Source organism: Klebsiella sp. M041 (assembly GCF_059759695.1).
The window spans coordinates 1-18,153 of sequence record NZ_JCAXWU010000020.1 but is presented as its reverse complement, the minus strand read 5'-3'; the positions used below and the strand labels follow the sequence as shown (position 1 = coordinate 18,153).

15 protein-coding genes and 1 pseudogene are annotated in these 18,153 nt (G+C 57.9%); 7 read left to right on the top strand and 9 right to left on the bottom strand.

Translation table 11 applies throughout. The features are described from left to right. Positions 1–5: 5 nt before the first annotated feature. Positions 6–1,292: an ABC transporter substrate-binding protein gene (locus AC6CWS_RS21840; RefSeq protein WP_032453986.1), complete on the top strand. Its 1,287-nt coding sequence runs from the start codon at positions 6–8 to the stop codon at positions 1,290–1,292. A gap of 59 nt (positions 1,293–1,351) precedes the next feature. Here AC6CWS_RS21840 and AC6CWS_RS21835 read toward each other — a convergent pair whose 3' ends face one another. From AC6CWS_RS21835 to AC6CWS_RS21820, 4 genes are all read right to left on the bottom strand, one after another. Next, the gene (locus AC6CWS_RS21835; RefSeq protein ID WP_023290915.1) at positions 1,352–2,695 is read right to left on the bottom strand and encodes a carbohydrate porin; all 1,344 of its coding nucleotides are present in this window, start codon (positions 2,693–2,695) and stop codon (positions 1,352–1,354) included. A gap of 121 nt (positions 2,696–2,816) precedes the next feature. After that, positions 2,817–4,250 carry a glycoside hydrolase family 32 protein gene (locus tag AC6CWS_RS21830; protein WP_032429209.1) on the bottom strand — a complete coding sequence of 478 codons (1,434 nt, stop codon included), beginning with the start codon at positions 4,248–4,250 and terminating at the stop codon, positions 2,817–2,819. Between the two features lie 19 nt (positions 4,251–4,269). Further along, complete coding sequence (locus AC6CWS_RS21825; protein WP_023290917.1) at positions 4,270–5,511, bottom strand: MFS transporter; 1,242 nt, start codon at positions 5,509–5,511, stop codon at positions 4,270–4,272. A gap of 12 nt (positions 5,512–5,523) precedes the next feature. Further along, positions 5,524–5,658 (bottom strand): hypothetical protein, encoded by a 135-nt coding sequence (locus AC6CWS_RS21820; protein WP_032429210.1) that lies wholly within the window; start codon positions 5,656–5,658, stop codon positions 5,524–5,526. Positions 5,659–5,752: 94 nt separating this feature from the next. Between AC6CWS_RS21820 and AC6CWS_RS21815 the strand changes: the two genes are divergently transcribed. After that, a complete protein-coding gene (locus tag AC6CWS_RS21815) occupies positions 5,753–6,748 on the top strand; it encodes a LacI family DNA-binding transcriptional regulator (protein ID WP_065882114.1) in 996 nt (331 codons plus the stop codon). Here the strand turns inward: AC6CWS_RS21815 and araE are convergent. Both araE and kduD read right to left on the bottom strand, forming a co-directional pair. Beyond that, entirely contained in the window at positions 6,745–8,166 is a 1,422-nt protein-coding gene (gene araE / locus AC6CWS_RS21810) for an arabinose-proton symporter AraE (protein WP_065882116.1), read from the bottom strand. The two genes, AC6CWS_RS21815 and araE, sit on opposite strands and share 4 nt — an antisense overlap. Positions 8,167–8,462: 296 nt before the next feature. Next, on the bottom strand, positions 8,463–9,224 hold the full coding sequence (gene kduD, locus AC6CWS_RS21805) for a 2-dehydro-3-deoxy-D-gluconate 5-dehydrogenase KduD (RefSeq protein ID WP_023290920.1): 762 nt from the start codon (positions 9,222–9,224) through the stop codon (positions 8,463–8,465). A 483-nt stretch (positions 9,225–9,707) separates the two neighbouring features. Here kduD and AC6CWS_RS21800 point away from each other — a divergent pair, with 483 nt between their 5' ends. Continuing rightward, positions 9,708–10,883, top strand: a complete 1,176-nt coding sequence (locus tag AC6CWS_RS21800) for an oligogalacturonate lyase family protein (RefSeq protein ID WP_032453989.1) — start codon at positions 9,708–9,710, stop codon at positions 10,881–10,883. A 132-nt stretch (positions 10,884–11,015) separates the two neighbouring features. Here AC6CWS_RS21800 and ompK26 read toward each other — a convergent pair whose 3' ends face one another. The 3 genes from ompK26 to AC6CWS_RS21785 form a co-directional block, all read right to left on the bottom strand. Further along, on the bottom strand, positions 11,016–11,711 hold the full coding sequence (gene ompK26, locus AC6CWS_RS21795; RefSeq protein WP_004205398.1) for a KdgM family porin OmpK26: 696 nt from the start codon (positions 11,709–11,711) through the stop codon (positions 11,016–11,018). Positions 11,712–11,961: 250 nt separating this feature from the next. Continuing rightward, complete coding sequence (locus AC6CWS_RS21790) at positions 11,962–13,140, bottom strand: acetyl-CoA C-acetyltransferase (RefSeq protein WP_023290922.1); 1,179 nt, start codon at positions 13,138–13,140, stop codon at positions 11,962–11,964. 118 nt (positions 13,141–13,258) lie between these two features. After that, positions 13,259–14,128, bottom strand: coding sequence for a LysR family transcriptional regulator (locus AC6CWS_RS21785; RefSeq protein WP_032453992.1), 870 nt, complete (start codon positions 14,126–14,128; stop codon positions 13,259–13,261). 102 nt (positions 14,129–14,230) lie between these two features. Here AC6CWS_RS21785 and AC6CWS_RS21780 point away from each other — a divergent pair, with 102 nt between their 5' ends. From AC6CWS_RS21780 to mrkH, 4 genes and pseudogenes are all read left to right on the top strand, one after another. After that, positions 14,231–14,692, top strand: coding sequence for a multidrug/biocide efflux PACE transporter (locus AC6CWS_RS21780; RefSeq protein ID WP_017899256.1), 462 nt, complete (start codon positions 14,231–14,233; stop codon positions 14,690–14,692). 123 nt (positions 14,693–14,815) lie between these two features. After that, on the top strand, positions 14,816–16,045 hold the full coding sequence (locus AC6CWS_RS21775; protein ID WP_065882118.1) for an amino acid permease: 1,230 nt from the start codon (positions 14,816–14,818) through the stop codon (positions 16,043–16,045). Between the two features lie 120 nt (positions 16,046–16,165). After that, positions 16,166–17,044 (top strand): aldo/keto reductase family oxidoreductase, encoded by an 879-nt coding sequence (locus AC6CWS_RS21770; RefSeq protein WP_065882119.1) that lies wholly within the window; start codon positions 16,166–16,168, stop codon positions 17,042–17,044. A gap of 382 nt (positions 17,045–17,426) precedes the next feature. After that, positions 17,427–18,044 (top strand): annotated as a pseudogene (gene mrkH / locus AC6CWS_RS21765) (transcriptional activator MrkH); the annotation flags it as partial. Positions 18,045–18,153 lie beyond the last annotated feature (109 nt).

Genomic DNA, 18,153 nt, shown 5'->3' with positions numbered 1-18,153 from the left:
TAACAATGAAAAACGTGCTGATAAGCGCCACCCTCTCCGCCACCCTGGGCCTTAGCGCCTTCTCCTCGCTGGCGCAGGATGTCGACCTGCGTATGTCCTGGTGGGGGGGCAATGGCCGCCATCAGGTGACTCTCAAGGCGCTGGAGGCTTTTCACCAGCAATATCCCGATATCAATGTCAAAGCGGAATATACCGGCTGGGACGGCCATCTTTCGCGCCTGACCACCCAGATAGCCGGCGGCACCGAGCCTGACGTGATGCAGACCAACTGGAACTGGCTGCCGATTTTTTCGAAAAATGGCGAGGGTTTTTACGATCTCAACACTCTGAAAGACGAGATCGATCTCAGCCAGTTCGACGCCAAAGAGCTGCAGTCCACCACGGTCAATGGCAAGCTCAACGGCATCCCGGTGTCGGTCACCGCCCGGGTCTTCTACTTTAACGACGAAGCGTGGAAAAAGGCGGGCATCCCCTTCCCGAAAACCTGGGATGAACTGCTGGCGGCGGGGAAAACTTTCGAAAGCAAACTCGGGAAACAGTACTACCCGGTGGTGCTTGAGCACCAGGACGTGCTGGCCCTGCTCAACTCTTACATGGTGCAAAAATACAACCAGCCGGCCATCGATGAGAAAGGACGCAAATTCTCCTACAGCAAAGCGCAGTGGGCGGACTTCTTCGGCATGTATAAGAAGCTTATCGACAGCCATGTCATGCCGGACACCCGCTACTATGCCTCCTTCGGCAAGAGCAACATGTACGAGATGAAGCCGTGGATCCAGGGTGAATGGGGCGGGACCTACATGTGGAACTCCACCATCAACAAATACTCCGACAACCTCAAGCCGCCGGCGAAGCTGGTGCTGGGGGAATACCCGATGCTCCCCGGGGCCACCGATGCCGGACTGTTCTTCAAGCCTGCGCAAATGCTGTCGATTGGCAAATCGACGAAAAACCCGCAGGCGGCGGCGAAAGTGATTAACTTCCTGCTGAACAGTAAAGAAGGGGTGGATATTCTCGGACTGGAGCGCGGCGTGCCGCTGAGTAAAGCGGCGGTTACCTACCTGACCGAAGACGGGATCATCAAAGCCGACGATCCGGCGGTGTCCGGTCTGAAGCTGGCGCAATCCCTGCCCACCACTCTGCCGGTCTCGCCGTACTTCGACGACCCGCAGATCGTCGCCCAGTTCGGCACCACCCTGCAGTACATCGACTACGGTAAAAAGTCGGTGGAAGAAGCGGCCGAGGACTTCCAGCGCCAGACCGACCGCATTCTGCGCCGCGCGATGCGCTAACCTGCCCGTCGGAAACCTCCCGCGGCGTCCGCCGCGGGAGAGCCTGCCTGAGTATCCTGTCAGAAGAAATATTTAAAGCGCACCCGGGCGCCGTAGCGTTCATCGGGATTCCCACTCTTCGCTGCCGTGGAATCGAGCCACGAGGCGTAGGCGCCAAGGTAAATATTGAAGTTCGGCATCGCCATAATATTCGGCAACTGCCAGGAAGTATGCACGGTGTGGATGTCATAGCGCCCCGGCGCGAGGATTGCGCAGTCGTCATCGCACTCGCTGCTCACCCCGGCCATGTTGAACTGGTCGATTTTGTTATGCGCGTAGATATAGCCCAGCTCCACGCGATGCCACAGGGCGTTGATCCCGGCGCTGAAGTCGGTTTCGTCCGCCGCGTCCAGCAGGGCGGTACTCAGATTGACCACCGCCCCGTCCTGCGGATCGCTTTTCAGGGTGTTCCAGCTCATGGTCATCCCGTAGCCGGTACGGTTTGACTGGTCGACCCAGCGCCCGCCCTGGTTCTGATAGCCGTAGGCGTTGTTGACGAGGTTGCTCTCTATCGCCGCCGCCGCCGACCACGCGCCGGACTGCCACACCGCCACCGGCCGCACGTACACCACGTTTTTGCGGTTTTCCAGCGCATTACCGTGATAGTTCTGATCGACAAACAGCGAACTGCCATCCTCCACCAGGGTGTTCACCTCGAAATACCAGTTATCCACCGTTTTGCTGAACAGGAGGTTGCCGCCGCTGCTGCTGCGCCCGCGCCCCTCTTTCATCATGTAAATATAGCCATAGCCGTCGGAATAGAGATCGTTGGCGGTATTTCCTGAATATTCAATAAAGGTATCCTGATTCAGGGGGAACATATCCCAGGCTTCAAAGCGGCCTATTTTTATTTTCCAGTCATCCTGCTGACCAAAGAAAAATACCGCATCATCGAGATTCATTTTGCCATCCATATCCGCCAGGGGCTGCACACTGAATCCGGCATATTTCCCGTCGGCGCCATTACGTCGGCCATCGAAACCCAGCAGAATACGGCCATTAATATCCCAACGCTCTTTATCACCGGGCGCCCAGCTTTTATTCGCGCTGGTTTTGACCGACGTCAGGCTACCGGTGCGGCTGGCGCCATCAAGGTTAAATTCGACATCGCCATAAAATTTTAATTCGCCATTGTCGTTTAGCTGCAGGCGCGGCGTAGCCGGCGCCGCGCGGGCGACCGTCGTGGCCTGCTGCTGGCCTTTCAGCGTCTTAATCTCCGCCTCTGCGCTGGCGGCGCGCGCCTCCGTCGCCTTCAGCCGCTGCTCCATTTGCGCCAGCCGATCCTCCAGCGATAACGGCGCCTGCGCCATCGCCTGTGGCAGAGAGAGAGACGTGAGAAAACACCCGACCCAGATTTTATTCATCGGTAAACCCTTTTATTATGGAATGAACTAAATTTGTTATTAATGGGTAATGCACGACGATGCAGGCAATAATAACCCGCCCATCGTCAAAGACGGGTTATTAACGACAACAGCCTTATTATTATTCGAGCTGCCAGGCTCCGGCTTCAGTTAATGCCGCTGAGCCGCTCCAGGCAAATAACGCTAATTCACGGCGGGGAGCCTGCGGATAGATACGGCTGCTCAGGCAGGCTTCGCCGTCATTGACAAACACCTCCACCGAAGAGCTATCGAAAAATATCCGCAGATTGAGATCCGCCCCCGCGGTCAACGGCACACTGCGCGTCCCGCACAGGCCATGCTGCGGATAATGCCGCTCCAGCACCAGACGCTGTTGCTGGGCATCCACGTAGAGGCGCAGGCCATCGCCAAAGCGCAGACCATACTGCTCGGCGCTGCTGCGGGCGCAGTTCCAGCGCAGGTTCACCTCCATCGCCTCGCAGTTGTCGACCATCGTGGTCTGCTGATTGTTCAGGGTGCTTACCGGCCACGGGAACCAGGCGCCGCGCAGACTCTCCACTTCTTTCGCCGGGCGCATCTGCAGGCGGTTATCCGCGCTCAGGCTCAGCTCGCGCGGCAGGGAGAGCATGCCCGCCCAGCCGTCCTGCTGCTCCGGCAGCGGTGATTCCCACATATCCAGCCAGCCAATCACGATCCGCCGGCCATCGGGGGTGGCGAAGCTTTGCGGCGCATAGAAATCGTGGCCGTGATCCATCTCTCTGAACTCGCCGTGGCGGACGAATCGCTGCCCCGGCTGCCACTCGCCGATCAGATAGCCGCTCTGGAACAGGTTGCGGTTGCGGAACCCCTCAGCCTGCATCCCCTGCGGGGAAAACATCAGAACGCGTTTGCCGTTGAGGGTGAAGAAGTCCGGGCACTCCCACATATAGCCCATGGCGCTTTCCGCTTCATCCAGCACCCCCACATCCTGCCACTGGCGCAGATCGGCTGAGCGGTACAGCCGCACCTGGCCGGTGTCGCCTTCGCGCGCGCCGACGATCATGTACCAGCTGTCTCCTTCCCGCCAGACCTTCGGGTCGCGGAAGTGGTGCATACCCGGCGGGGTGTCGACCACCATCCCCTGGCGCTCGAAGTGGATCCCGTCCCGGCTGGTGGCCAGACACTGTACCTGATACAGATTGGCTTCGTCGCCAGGATCGCCGTGGAATTTATGCCCGGTGTAAATCAGCGCCAGGGTATCGCCATCGACCACCGCCGAGCCGGAGAAGCAGCCGTCTTTATCCTCCGGCCCCTCCGGCGCCAGGGCCACCGGCAGATGCTCCCAGTGCACCAGATCCTTACTCCGCGCGTGCCCCCAGTGCATCGGCCCCCACTGAGTGGAGTACGGGTGATGTTGATAAAAGGCATGGTACCAGCCGTCGAACCACACCAGACCGTTTGGGTCGTTGATCCACCCGGCGCGGGCCGCCAGGTGATAGTGCGGATACCAGCGCAGATTGAGCGCCTGGCGTTGTGTCTGGAGTACCTGTTCAGCCCTGGAGATTGTGTAAGTCATCATTTTCACTCTTTTTGATTCAGACAGCGGTAGGTTGCGACACCAGCGGATCGGCGGAGGATTTGCCGGAGCGCAACAAGAAGATGGAAATAAAGGTGGTGCAGAACACCAGCAGGCCCATGATCAGATAGGACTGAGCGAAGCCATATTTTTCATAGCTGTAGCCCGCCAGCGGCGACAAAACGCTGGCGATAATCGAGCTGGTGCAGGCGAAGCCCACCAGATAGAGGGTGGAGGAGAGGCGTTTATCGAAGTTGATGCTGTTGTACTTAAAGATAGCCACCAGCAGTATCGGCAGCTCCACTGCGTGCAGCAGTTTAGTGATGGAGATCAGCAGCGGCCCCTCCACCAGGCCGGAGGCCACCATGCGCATCGCCATCACCATGCCGGCGAAAATCAGACCGTTTTTGGCGCCGATGCGGTTCACCAGCCACGGCGCGCAGAACATGCCGGCCGCCTCGAGGAACACCTGGAAGGAGTTGAGGTAGCCATACATCTCATTGCCTTCCTGCAGGGTCGCGAACTGCGATGAGAAATAGACCGGGAACTGCTGGTCATAGACGCCGTAGATGCAGGTGCCGATGACGAAGAAGACCAGCGCCCAGAAGCGCGGCAGCGTCAGCAGGCGCAGCGCATCTTCCAGGGTCACCTTGCCGCCCGAAACCGCCTCCTGCATCGCATGCGGCGCCGAGGAGACGCGCAGCCGCGCCAGCAGGATAAAAAACACCAGTCCGGAACAGCTGGCGACGAGGAAGTTAAGCTGCGGATTGATGTTAAACAGCAGACCGGCGAAGAAGGTGGCCACCGCCCAGCCCAGCGAGCCCCACATCCGCGCCCTGCCGAATTCAAACTGGCTCTGGCGCGCCACGCGCTCGGTATAGGATTCCAGCACGCCAATGCCGCCGTTAAAGGTCAAGCCGATGTAGATCCCGCCGAAGATGCTGCCCAGCAGGACGTTAATTTTCAGCAGATGGCCGAACAGCAGATACGCCGGACCGGAGAGGATCAGCAGCGCGGTGATATACCAGAGCAGATGTTTGCGCAGCCCCAGCTTATCCTGGATAAAGCCATAGCAAACTTGCGCAAACAGCGCGGAAACCGACAGAACGGCGTAGATGATACCGGTATCGCCGGCCTTCAGCCCGACCTCCTGGTGCAGCCAGATGGAGAGCAAGGAGCCGGATGACGACCAGGTCACGAAAAAGAAAAACAGTAAGGCACTGAGCAACGGGTAGCTGTGTGAGTGATGCGCTTTCATCATGACATTCTCGTGTTAGAGGAATGCAATTATGGTAACGTTAACAAAAAACAAAGCGCAGGGGGATTCGCTGCGATACATGATGTTAATCACAAAAGTTAACGTTAACATAATGAAGATGCGATCGCGATCAAATATTAACCGCGGCAGCGTGGAGGACGAGGCTAGCATAAAATCGTTTCACGCTTTTACATCAGCGACTTAGTTGTATAGCCTGTACTCTGCAGCTATGGCGGAGGAAAAAATGGCGTCCCTGAAAGATGTAGCAAAACTGGCGAATGTATCTCTGATGACCGTCTCTCGGGCGCTGAACACCCCGGAGCGGCTCAAGCCGGAGACGCTGGCGCGCGTGCAGGCCGCCATCGCCGAAACCAACTATGTCCCCGACCTGTCGGCGAAAAAGATCCGCGGGGCGCGGGCCACCCCCAGCACCATCGGCGTGCTGGCGCTGGATACCGTCACCACCCCCTTTTCGGTGGAGATCACCCTCTCGATCGAAGAGACCGCCCGCGCCCACGGCTGGAACAGCTTTGTGGTCAACATGTTTTCCGACGATCGGCCGGAAGCGGTGGTCGACCTGCTCCTCTCCCACCGTCCGGACGGCATTATCTTTACCACCATGGGCCTGCGCCAGGTGCCGCTGCCGGACAAACTGCTGACCCTGCCCTGCGTGCTGGCCAACTGCGAAAGCCTCAGCCAGCCGGTGGCCAGCTATATCCCGGACGATGAACAGGGTCAGTACGACGCGGTAAAAGCCCTGCTTGCCGCGGGCTATCGTCGTCCGCTGTGCCTGCACTTACCCGCCAGCCAGCTGGCGACAATCCGCCGCCGTCAGGGGCTGGAGCGCGCCTGCCGGGAGGCGGGCATCGAACCGGACAGCCTGACCCACTCGTATATGGCCCAAGGCGATGAGCATTACCACGATATTCCGGGGGTGGTGATGGCGCATATCCGCGAGGGTAAACCCGGCTTTGACTCGGTGATTTGCGGCAACGATCGCATCGCCTTTATGGTCTATCAGACGCTGCTGGGCCAGGGGTTACACATTCCACAGGACGTGGCGGTGGTGGGATACGACAATATGGTGGGCATTGGCGATCTGTTTCTGCCGCCGCTCTCCACGGTGCAGCTGCCGCACTACGACATCGGGCGCCTGAGCGCCCTGCATATCATTCACGGCGACAACCATCGGGAGACGCGCAAGGTCGCCAGCCCGTGGCTGCCGCGCGCCTCACATTAACGGTTACCGATGTTGCGCAGCCTCTCGCCCGCCATCAGGTTGCGCTCAATGTGCTCGAGGGTGACATTTTTGGTTTCCGGGATCAGCCAGAAGGTGACGCCGATAAAGGCCACGTTGAGCACCGTGTAGAGCCAGAAGGTCCCGGCGGCGCCGATCGCGTCAAGCAGCGTCAGGAAGGTGGCGCCGATGATCATGTTCGACACCCAGTTGGTGGTGGTGGAGCAGGTGATGCCGAAGTCGCGGCATTTCAGCGGCTGGATCTCGGAGCAGAGGATCCACACCACCGGCGCCGCGCTCATCGCATACCCGGCAATACACATCATGGTCATGCCGACGGAAAGCCAGGAGAGGCCGCTGGAGGCGGTGCCATTGTCGAACTGCATCAGGCAGTAGCCGAGCACCAGGGTGCCCAGCGCCATCACGCTGAAACCGATTTTCAGCGCCGGCTTGCGGCCCGCTTTATCCACCGTGAACACCGCGATAAAGGTGGCAAACATAAAGGTCAGGCCCACCACCAGGGTGGCGATCATCTGCTGTTCGGTAGTGGTAAAGCCCGCCATTTTGAAAATACGCGGGGCGTAGTACATGATGATGTTCATGCCGGTGAACTGCTGCATCGCCTGCAGCAGCATGCCAAGGAACACCGCCCGGCGCACGTTACGATTGACCTTGAACAACGCCCAACCGCCCTGCTTCAGCTTCAGGCTTTCGCGGATCTCGTTAAGCTCATCGCGCGCCTTCTCCGAGGTATCGCGCAGCATCCGCAGCACCTCTTCCGCTTCGATATGGCGCCCTTTCTCCGCCAGCCAGCGAGGGCTGTTCGGCAGAAAGACGACCAGAACGATCAGGATCACCGCCGGCAGCGCCAGCACGCCCAGCATGGCGCGCCAGTTACCGCTGTAGCTGAAGGCGGTATCGGAAAGAAACGCCAGCACAATGCCGAGGGTCACCATCAGCTGATACATACTGATCATTTTTCCGCGCACGTTCTCGCTGGCCATTTCGGAGAGGTACAACGGCGCGGTATAAGAGGCGATCCCAACGGCCACCCCCAACACCACGCGGGCCACCAGCAGCACTTCCACGCTGGCGGCAAAAGCGGAGCCGATAGAGCCGGCGACAAAAAGCACGGCCCCCGCCATCAGGCTGTATTTGCGGCCAAGGCGGAACGACAGCCAGCCGTTAAACAGCGCGCCTATCGCCGCCCCCAGCATCATGCTGCTGACCACCCACTCCTGAAGCTGGCTGGATAAGGTGAAGTGGTCGGTTATAAAGGGCAGCGCCCCGGATATCACGCCGATATCCAGGCCAAAGAGCAACCCCGCCACCGCCGCGGCGATAGAAACAAACCAGTTCATCCGCCGGGTGTCACGTTGCGCCCGCGGCGTTAATGCAGAGTCGTTACTGATTGAAGTCATTTTTATTCCTGCCACACAGAGAAAGACATAGGACGAAAGTACGTGACTGGCGGAGGAGTTTGTCAGGCTGGATACGCCAAAGATATGGACTATTTTGCTGGCAAGATGGGTTTTGTGATGGACATTAAACTTTCAAAGTAACAAAAAATTCGTTTCGCCTAGTTAATAACCCTGTCCATACAGGGCGGTAACATTCATTCTGCACTATGGAATATGGACGATCCTCATTTTACGGTATGGACAATAATTGCTCAGACGGCCGGGGCGATGAGTGTCGCGCCGGCCGTCGCCGACGGTTAGCGCGCCAGCCAGCCGCCGTCCACCGCCACCGTGTAGCCATTGATGTAATCGGAGGCTGGGGAAGCGAGGAAGACCACCGGCCCCATCAGGTCGGACGGCAGGCCCCAGCGCCCGGCGGGAATGCGGTCGAGGATTTCGCTACTGCGCTGCTCGTCAGCGCGCAGCTGCTGGGTGTTATTGGTCGCCATATACCCCGGGGCGATGGCGTTGACATTGATATGGTGTTTAGCCCACTCGTTGGCCAGCAGGCGGGTGACGCCCATCACCGCGCTTTTGGACGCGGTATACGACGGCACACGGATCCCGCCCTGGAATGACAGCATCGAGGCGATGTTAATGATCTTCCCGCCGCTGCCCTGGGCGATAAAGTGCTTCGCCGCCGCCTGGGACATGAAAAATACGCTCTTGATGTTGAGGTTCATGACATCGTCCCAGTCCTTTTCGCTGAACGCCAGCGCGTCCTCGCGGCGGATGAGGCCGGCATTGTTGACCAGAATATCAATATGGCCAAACTCCGCCACCGCCCGCTCCAGCAGCTGGGGGATACCGTCGATCTGGCGCAGGTCGGCGGTCAGGCTAAGAAAGCGGCGTCCCAGCGCCGTCACCCGCTCGATGGTTTCCACCGGCTCGACAATATTGATACCGACAATATCGCAGCCCGCTTCCGCCAGCCCGAGGGCCATCCCCTGACCTAAACCGGTATCGCATCCGCTCACGACGGCCACTTTTCCCTGCAGGGAGAATGCATCAAGAATCATAATGTGTTCCTTAGTCGTTCAGAGCCTGCAGTATGCAGGCAAGGTTCTCTCGGCCCGGCTCGCGCCGGCGGCGCGACTGAGCGTAGGGCGAACTCACGGGCATAGCCCATCATAAAAATAAAACAGAGTTCCGTTTTACTAATGGGTGCCATCTTAGCCCCACCCCCTGTCATTTTCAATGATATTTAAAACGTCGTTTCATTTTTTATGACGTCGATTACAAAAAAAGAAAAAGCGAACGGATGCGGCAACCCGCGCCGGACAGGAAGCGGTTTTAAAAGAATGATGATTCAACCGGTTGTCTGGAGAGACGGTCGAAGTGGGGCCAGCAGGCCGTGGAGGATGCGAGAATTGCGCTGAACTGCGTGAGACATCACAAATAATGAAACATTATTTTGATAAATTAACACCCATCTTTTAAAACACATCACTCAGCGACACGCCTCTGGTCCAGCGGCATCGCAGGAAAGAAAGGAGCACTACATGGCTAAAGGCATGCGGGTCAAACTGAACTATCACGTCAGCCGCGATCCGGATACCGGGGCGGAAGTCACCCGCTTAACCCCCCCGGAGGTCACCTGTCATCGCAACTACTTCTATCAGAAGTGCTTTTTTAACGATGGCAGCCATTTACTGTTCGCCGGCGAGTTTGACGGCCACTGGAACTACTATCTGCTGAATATCGCCAGCGCCGAAGCCGTCCAGCTGACGGAAGGCGCCGGGGATAACACCTTCGGCGGCTTCCTCTCCCCGGACGATAAGTCGCTCTATTACGTGAAAAATGACCGTACCCTGCTGGAGGTGAACCTCACCACCCTCGCCGAGCGTGAAGTTTACCGCGTCAGCGAGGAGTGGGTCGGCTATGGCACCTGGGTGGCGAACAGCGATTGCAGCAAACTGGTAGGCATTGAGATTGCGAAAAGCGACTGGACGCCGCTCAACGACTGGCAGATTTTTCATGACTTCTTCCACAAAGGACCGCACTGCCGCCTGCTGCGCGTCGACCTGCGCAGCGGTGAGAGCCAGGTGATCCATGAGGAAAAAATCTGGCTGGGACATCCGATCTATCGTCCCTTCGACGACCATACCGTCGCCTTCTGCCATGAAGGGCCGCACGATCTGGTTGACGCCCGCATGTGGCTGGTCAATGAAGATGGCAGCAACGTGCGTAAAGTCAAAGCGCATGCCCCAGGCGAAAGCTGCACCCATGAATTCTGGGTACCGGACGGTTCAGCGCTGATCTACGTCTCCTATCTGAAAGGCCAGCAGGGGCGGACGATCTATCGCTTTGATCCGGAAAGCGGCGTCAACGAGGCCCTGATGACGATGCCCGCCTGCTCGCATCTGATGAGCAATTTCGACGGCACGCTGCTGGTGGGCGATGGATCGGGCACGCCGGTCGATGTCAAAGATACCGGCGGCTACTCCATTGATAACGATCCTTATCTCTACGTCTTTAACGTGGCGGAGAAGCGCTACTTCCGCGTCGCGCGCCATGATACCTCGTGGGCGACAGTGGCCAACAGCCGGCAGGTGACTCACCCGCACCCCTCGTTTACGCCGGATGACAGCGCCATTCTGTTCAGCTCCGATAAAGACGGCAAGCCGGCCATCTATATCGCGAAATTACCTGACCATCCGCCGATGCTGAGCGCCTGAGCCCGGCGAACGTTTTTCTGTAACTGGCCTTGCCCTCCTTTGCGGAGGGCTTTTTTTGTTCCCTCGCTTTGGCGCATAAAAAACCCCGGCTGACGGCGCCGGGGAAAAGAGACGATGAGGGTCTGGCGGAAATCAGAACGAGTAGGCCACCCCGACGCGGAAACGGGTCTGGCGATCGCTGCGGTCATTCACGCCGACGTTGCCGATTTCACCATACGGCGACCAGTTGTTATCCAGCTTATAGGCTACCTTCACGTTATATTCCTGTGAGTAGGGTTTGTTGTCGTTGCGGTTCACCCCTTCCGAACTGCGGGCATAGACATAGTTCAGCTCGGTGCGCCAGTCGCCGAGGGCAAACCCGGCCCACGCGTCGCCGCGATTCACCTTGTCATCATCTTTACCGGCATCGTTCGGATAGCGGGTGTACTCATAGCGATAGCGAGCGGCGACATAGAAGCCATTGTCGAAACTGTACTGTACGTGCAGATGCGGCTTGTAAATGGAGCGGCTGTCGTTGCTCTCTATGGTAAACCCGGGGGTGAGGAAAAGGTTCGACGTCGCTTTCCAGCGCCAGCTGATGGTGTCTTCATGGCCGTTGCCCACCACGTCCGAATAGGGTTGCGACCCGTTGTCGCCGCCTGAACGCCATTTGGCCTCCACGGTAAAGCCTAGCCCGTTGGCGAAGCGGTGGGATACCGAGACGCGGTCGGCATTGCTTTTATCGCTCTTGCCGCCATCAATAAATTCATGACGTAAATCTATCGTGACCGCAGTTGCCGCAAAAGACATACCGCAGAGGGCGGCCAGAACCAGAGATCGTTTTAACATAGGGTACCCCTTATAATAAATAAAATGACATTTCGTTTTTATGAAACGTTATTTTATTTTTTAAGCACCTCAGTTTTAGTGACCAGGATCGTAGTTATTTGTTTCAAAAAAGGTGGCACAACAAGACGTGACGGAGCTCAATAAATTGACGATGGGGAGAAGGGAAATACGGCAAAAAAGAGGAGGGTCGGCAAAGCGCGGCGCATAAAAAAGGCCTCCCGCAGGAGGCCATGGAAATCGACATTCAGCGCTACGCGCGCTCTACCGCCAGCGCCACGCCCTGACCGCCGCCGATGCACAGCGTCGCCAGCCCTTTACGCGCATCGCGCTTGATCATTTCATGCACCAGCGACACCAGAATCCGGCAGCCGGAGGCGCCGATCGGGTGGCCGAGGGCGATCGCGCCGCCGTTGACGTTGACCCGTCGCTCATCCCACTCCAGTACCCGGCCAACGGAGATAGCCTGAGCGGCAAAGGCCTCATTGGCTTCGATCAGATCGACGTCGTCCAGCCGCCAGCCGGCCCGTTCCAGACAGCGGCGGGTGGCGTGCACCGGGGCGATGCCCATCAGCGCCGGATCGACGCCGACGCTGGCGAAAGCGCGGATCCGCGCGAGGATCGGCAGCCCCAGCTCCTCGGCTTTCGCCTCGCTCATCATCATCACCGCCGCCGCGCCGTCATTGATGCTGGAAGCGTTGCCGGCGGTCACCGATCCGAGACGATCGAAGGCAGGCTGCAGGCTGGCCAACCCTTCCGCGCTGGCATCCACCCGCGGTTGTTCATCGGTATCTACGGTGCGCGGCGCGCCGTTATGCTCGGTAACGACCGGGACAATCTCATCGCGAAAGCGTCCGGAATCAATCGCCTTGCGCGCCTTATGCTGCGAGCTGAGCGCCCAGGCGTCCTGCAGTTCGCGGCTGATGCCGTATTCCCGGGCGAGGTTTTCCGCCGTGACGCCCATATGGTAATCGTTGAAGGCGTCCCACAGGCCATCATGGACCAGACTGTCAATCAGCTGGCTGTTGCCCAGCTGGGCGCCGGTGCGGCTGTCGGTGAGGACATGCGGAGCGCGGCTCATGTTCTCCTGGCCGCCGGCGATAACCACGTCCGCCTCCCCGCACTGGATGGCCTGGGTGGCGAGGTGCAGGGCTTTCAGACCGGAACCGCAGACGTCGTTAATGGTGATAGCCGATACCGTGTTGGGCAACCCGCCGCGAATAGCGGACTGACGGGCCGGGTTTTGCCCGGTTCCCGCGGTCAGCACCTGGCCGAGGATCACCTCATCCACGCTCTGCGGATCGATTCCCGTCTTCTCCACCAGCGCCTTCACCACCACGCTACCCAGCTCGACGGCTGAATGGCGCGATAGCGCGCCCTGAAAGCAGCCAATCGGCGTTCGCAGCGCCCCGACGATCACGACATCCTTCATCCTCTACCCCTGCCCGTGCTTTTGCGCAAAGAAACAGCGATATACTAGATAATTGTTATCAAAAAACTTTGTAATTGTTTAAAAAAAGTGAGGCCAATCACAAAGAATTAGCCATTTGTTAACGTTCACGCCGCTGCAGATGCTGACGCAGCCAGCTGCCCGCCGCCCCGGGCGGCGCTTTCTTATTCCACAGCAGATCCACCGAAATCGCCCGCGGCCAGCCGGGGATATCGAGCGCCACCAGCCCGCCCTGCGGCGCAAACTCCGCCACCAGGGCGCAGGGCAGAATGCACCAGCCGAAGCCCTGCACCGCCATGCTGAGCAGCAGCAGGTAGTTTGGCGCCGACCAGACCTGCCCGGCGGCAGGCTCCGTGGCGCTGGCCAGAAAGGTGCTCAAACGCAGCTCGCGCCAGCTGCGCAGCTCATCCCAGACAACCTTGCCCTGCGCCGCCAGCGGATGGTCAGGCGCCACGTAAATGCCCATCGCCGTCTGCAGCGGCAGGCGGGTGCTGCCGATATCGGTCGGGTAGCGCTCTCTCGCCTCAATCAATCCCACCTGGGCGCGGGATTTTTGCAGGAGATCGATCACGTCCTCATCTTCGCCAATCAAACACTCAAACTCGGTATGAGGGAAGCGGCGGTCAAACTGCACCAGCAGATCTTCCAGCACGTCCGGGTGCAGGGTGTCCGAGAGCACAAAGGTCAGTCGCGGCTCCGTCTCGCCGGACAGCGACACCGCCAGCTCATCCAGCCGCTCGCTGGCGGCGAGGATCGCTTTGACATAGCTCAGCACCTGCTCCCCCTGCGGCGTCAGCGTCGGCTGCCGCGTTGCCCGATCGAAGAGGGTCACCCCGAGGTCAGCCTCCAGGTTGGCGATAGCGGTACTGATCGTCGACTGGCTTTTCCGCAGGCGACGGGCGGCGGCGGAGAACGACCCGCTGTCAACGGCCTCGACAAAGGCGGTTAACGCTTCCGGTGAATAACGCATGATGTATCTACTTTATCGATGGTTTCTATCTTTTGTTTATCATATTTTTCCATAAACTGCCGGGTAATTTCCTGTTCAGGCTAAAACTGGAGGTAGCTCGCCATGCAACAGACCCCACATCAGCGCAAGACGCTCACCGAACGCGTTATCCACGCCATCACCTTCGAAGGACTGGCGACGCTGATCCTCGCCCCCACCGCCGCCTGGCTGATGCAGCGTTCGGTGGTGGAGATGGGCGGGCTGAGCATTCTGCTCGCCACCCTGGCGATGGTATGGAACATCATTTATAACGCGGCTTTCGATCGCCTGTGGCCGGTCTCCCGCGTCCCCCGCCGGCTGAAAGTGCGGGCGCTGCACGCGATCGGCTTCGAGACCGGCTTTGTTATCATCGGCGTCACCATGGTGGCTATCGTGCTGGGGGTATCGCTGCTGCAGGCGTTTATGCTGGAGATCGGCTTCATGCTCTTCTTCCTGCCCTACACCATGGCGTTTAACTGGGTCTGGGACACCCTGCGCGAGCGCGTGATCCGTCACCGCCGCCCGCGCCAGGCGGCACGCGGCTAGCCCCGCGGCGGATCCTTCGCGATCCGCCGCGACTTTATCACCAAAAACTATCGCAACAGATGAACCATAAATATGGTAAATTGCACTCCTTTTTTTTGGTTTGACGGTTGATAAAGTCGCATAATGTCTAAAATTTGGTCTAAAGAAGAAACTCTATGGAGTTTTGCCTTATATGGCACTGCAGTAGGCGCTGGGACGCTATTTCTACCGATCCAGCTGGGTTCGGCTGGCGCCATCGTCCTTTTCATCACCGCGCTGGTCGCCTGGCCGCTCACCTACTGGCCTCACAAAGCGCTGAGCCAGTTTATTCTCTCGGCCAATATCGCGCCGGGAACCGGGATCACCGGCGCTGTCAATCACTACTATGGTAAGAAAATTGGCAACCTGATCACCGGCCTCTATTTCCTCGCCTTCTTTGTGGTCGTGCTGATCTACGCCGTGGCCATCACCAACTCGCTGGCCGAGCAGGTGGCGCATCACACGCCGATGACGCCTGCGCTACGCGCGCTGCTGAGTCTTGGCGTGGTGCTGGTCCTTAACCTGATCTTTCTCATGGGCCGGCAGATCACCATCAAGGTGATGGGCTTTCTGGTCTTCCCGCTCATCGCCTGCTTTCTGTTTCTCTCCCTCTATTTAATTCGCGACTGGCATCCGGAACATCTCACCAGCCAGATGCAGTTCAGCTCGCAGACACTCCACCAGGTCTGGATCTCCATACCCGTGATGGTTTTCGCTTTTAGCCATACGCCGATCATCTCGACTTTTGCTATCGACCAGCAGGAGAAACACGGCGACCTGGCCATGGGTAAATGCAAAAAAATCATGAAGGTGGCCTATACCATCATCTGCGCCAGCGTGCTGTTTTTCGTCTTCAGCTGCCTGCTGGCCATCCCGGCGACCTATATTGAGACCGCCCGCGATCAGGGGGTGACCATCCTCTCCGCCCTGTCGATGGTGCCGGGTGCGCCGGGCTGGCTGGCGGTGACCGGCATTATCGTCGCCGTGGTCGCCATGTCGAAATCCTTTCTCGGCACCTACTTCGGGGTCATTGAAGGCGCCAGCGAAATCGTCAAAAGCTCACTGGGCCTGGTGGGCGTGCGCAAGAGCCGCGCCTTCAACCGCGCGATGTCGATTATGCTGGTCTCCGCCTTCACCTTTGCGGTGTGCTTTATCAACCCGAATGCGATCTCGATGATCTACGCCATCAGCGGACCGCTTATCGCCATGATCCTGTTTATCATGCCCACGCTGTCAACCTGGCTTATCCCGGCGCTGAAGCCGTATCGCTCGGTTGGGAATGCCATCACTCTGGTGGTCGGCCTGCTCTGCGTCTCCGTGATGTTCTTCGGCTAATCCGCCTCCGGCGACAGCGGCTTGCCTGAGCCGCTGTCGCACATTCTGACAACATTCTCGCCCTTCCCTTCCTTGTGAGCGCATTACACTTACGGCTTAGCCACCGTGAGGAGAGTTCCTATGTCCAGTGTCATCTTATCCGGTCGCGGCACGCTCGGCGATCGCCAGGTCTATCGGTTGGGTTACGGCGCCATGCAGCTGGCCGGCCCCGGCGTTTTCGGCCCGCCGAAAGATCCAGAAGAAGCGGTGCGCGTGCTGCAGGCCACCGTCGAAGCCGGGGTAAACCATATCGATACCTCGGATTTCTATGGCCCCCATGTGACCAATCAGCTGATCCGCAAAGCGCTCCACCCCTACCCCGACGATCTGTGCATTGTCACCAAGGTCAGCGCCCGCCGTGACGAGAAAGGCAACTGGCTGCCGGCCATGTCGCCCGCTGAACTGACCCAGGCCGTCGAGGACAATTTGCGTCACCTGGGGCTCGACGTGCTGGAGGTGGTGAACCTGCGCAGTATGCTGAGCTCCCACGGCCCGGTAGAAGGGTCGCTGGAGGCGCCGCTCGCCACCCTGCTGGAGCTGAAGGAGCGAGGATTGATCCGCCATATTGGCCTTAGCAACGTGACGGCAAAGCAGGTGGCGGATGCACAGAAAATGACGCCTATCGTCTGCGTGCAAAACCTCTATAACATTGCCCATCGCGCCGACGACGCGCTGGTGGATGCGCTGGCCGCCCAGCACATCGCCTGGGTTCCCTTCTTCCCGCTGGGCGGTTTTACCCCGCTGCAGGCGCAGGAGCTGAACGAGGTCGCGGCCTCGCTTGAGGCGACACCGATGCAGGTCGCCCTCGCCTGGCTACTCCAGCGCGCGCCCAATATTCTGCTGATCCCCGGCACCTCATCCCGCACGCACCTGGCGGAAAATATTGCCGCCGCCGGACTGGTTCTGCCAGCAGATGCGCTACGCATCCTGGATAATATCGCCAATCGCGCGCATCCCTGACCCCTCAGGCCAAATGGAGGGAACGACTTCCCTCCTCAATATTTGCCTGGAAAAACCTCAATACTGCTGGCACTATAGATCCTACAAATGGGGCATGATCGACGATCGTTTTCTCATTATCCCCGTTAATTAAACTTAAGTTTTTTTCCTTCGACCGGTCTCCAGCTTGGAGGCCGTTGTCGTTTTTGTCATGACCAAAATTTGAAACTCTTGATTACAGGAAACACAATATCGAATTCCAAGTTTATACATATCAATCTGGCTGCAAAGATAGTCAATAACATCAAACGCTCATAAAAACATCTGATTAACCCAATCAGAATGTTGCTATTGCTATAAGAAAAATCAAACGCCTCACGACAACTATTTACAAGGGAAGCCTATGACAGAGGGAACGATAAAGACCAGTAAGTATGAAATTATTGCTATTTTCAGAGAGGAGTTGCGCAAACGTACTGAAATTGAAATATTTTTTAACAACACCAGTATCATAACCCAACTGACGCGCGTGGACTTTGCCGAGTTCCATATTCAGACCCATCGCAAAATCCCACCGGGTCATAAAATTCGTTTTCTACTGCATAGCGATTCAGGGAAAATAGAGTTTAATGCAGCCCTGACAAAACATGACAATAGCGGTGTCGATAAAGGTATCCGCTACGCCTTTTCCTTACCTGAATGCCTGCAGGTCGTGCAGCGTCGCCGCGATCCCCGCTTTCGTTTACGCCATGAGCATGACTTTTATTGCCGCGGGCGCCATAAAAATGGCGAAAACTATCTTTTCGACATCAAAGACATTTCGGACGGCGGTTGCGCGCTGATGACCAAAACGCCGAACCTGAAATTTCTCAGTCATAACGCATTGCTGAAAAATGCCGTACTGATGCTGGCGGAATATGGCGAGATCACCATCGACCTGGTGGTAAAAAATGTCATTATTATCACCCTCGACAATCCCAATGAAGAGAACGAAAGCTACTATCAGATATCCTGCCAGTGGCTTTGTTGAATAAATCAGATTTCGGGTAAGTCTCCCCCGTAGCGGGTTGTGTTTTCAGGCAATACGCACGCTTTCAGGCATACCTGCTTTCGTCATTTTGTTCAGCGCT

What these genes read in the sequence shown, in the direction of transcription:
- AC6CWS_RS21840 (WP_032453986.1), top strand. Translation starts at nt 6, where the DNA reads ATGAAAAACGTGCTGATAAGCGCCACCCTCTCCGCCACCCTGGGCCTT.
- AC6CWS_RS21835 (WP_023290915.1), bottom strand. Translation starts at nt 2,695, where the DNA reads ATGAATAAAATCTGGGTCGGGTGTTTTCTCACGTCTCTCTCTCTGCCA.
- AC6CWS_RS21830 (WP_032429209.1), bottom strand. Translation starts at nt 4,250, where the DNA reads ATGACTTACACAATCTCCAGGGCTGAACAGGTACTCCAGACACAACGC.
- AC6CWS_RS21825 (WP_023290917.1), bottom strand. Translation starts at nt 5,511, where the DNA reads ATGATGAAAGCGCATCACTCACACAGCTACCCGTTGCTCAGTGCCTTA.
- AC6CWS_RS21815 (WP_065882114.1), top strand. Translation starts at nt 5,753, where the DNA reads ATGGCGTCCCTGAAAGATGTAGCAAAACTGGCGAATGTATCTCTGATG.
- araE (WP_065882116.1), bottom strand. Translation starts at nt 8,166, where the DNA reads ATGACTTCAATCAGTAACGACTCTGCATTAACGCCGCGGGCGCAACGT.
- kduD (WP_023290920.1), bottom strand. Translation starts at nt 9,224, where the DNA reads ATGATTCTTGATGCATTCTCCCTGCAGGGAAAAGTGGCCGTCGTGAGC.
- AC6CWS_RS21800 (WP_032453989.1), top strand. Translation starts at nt 9,708, where the DNA reads ATGGCTAAAGGCATGCGGGTCAAACTGAACTATCACGTCAGCCGCGAT.
- ompK26 (WP_004205398.1), bottom strand. Translation starts at nt 11,711, where the DNA reads ATGTTAAAACGATCTCTGGTTCTGGCCGCCCTCTGCGGTATGTCTTTT.
- AC6CWS_RS21790 (WP_023290922.1), bottom strand. Translation starts at nt 13,140, where the DNA reads ATGAAGGATGTCGTGATCGTCGGGGCGCTGCGAACGCCGATTGGCTGC.
- AC6CWS_RS21785 (WP_032453992.1), bottom strand. Translation starts at nt 14,128, where the DNA reads ATGCGTTATTCACCGGAAGCGTTAACCGCCTTTGTCGAGGCCGTTGAC.
- AC6CWS_RS21780 (WP_017899256.1), top strand. Translation starts at nt 14,231, where the DNA reads ATGCAACAGACCCCACATCAGCGCAAGACGCTCACCGAACGCGTTATC.
- AC6CWS_RS21775 (WP_065882118.1), top strand. Translation starts at nt 14,816, where the DNA reads ATGTCTAAAATTTGGTCTAAAGAAGAAACTCTATGGAGTTTTGCCTTA.
- AC6CWS_RS21770 (WP_065882119.1), top strand. Translation starts at nt 16,166, where the DNA reads ATGTCCAGTGTCATCTTATCCGGTCGCGGCACGCTCGGCGATCGCCAG.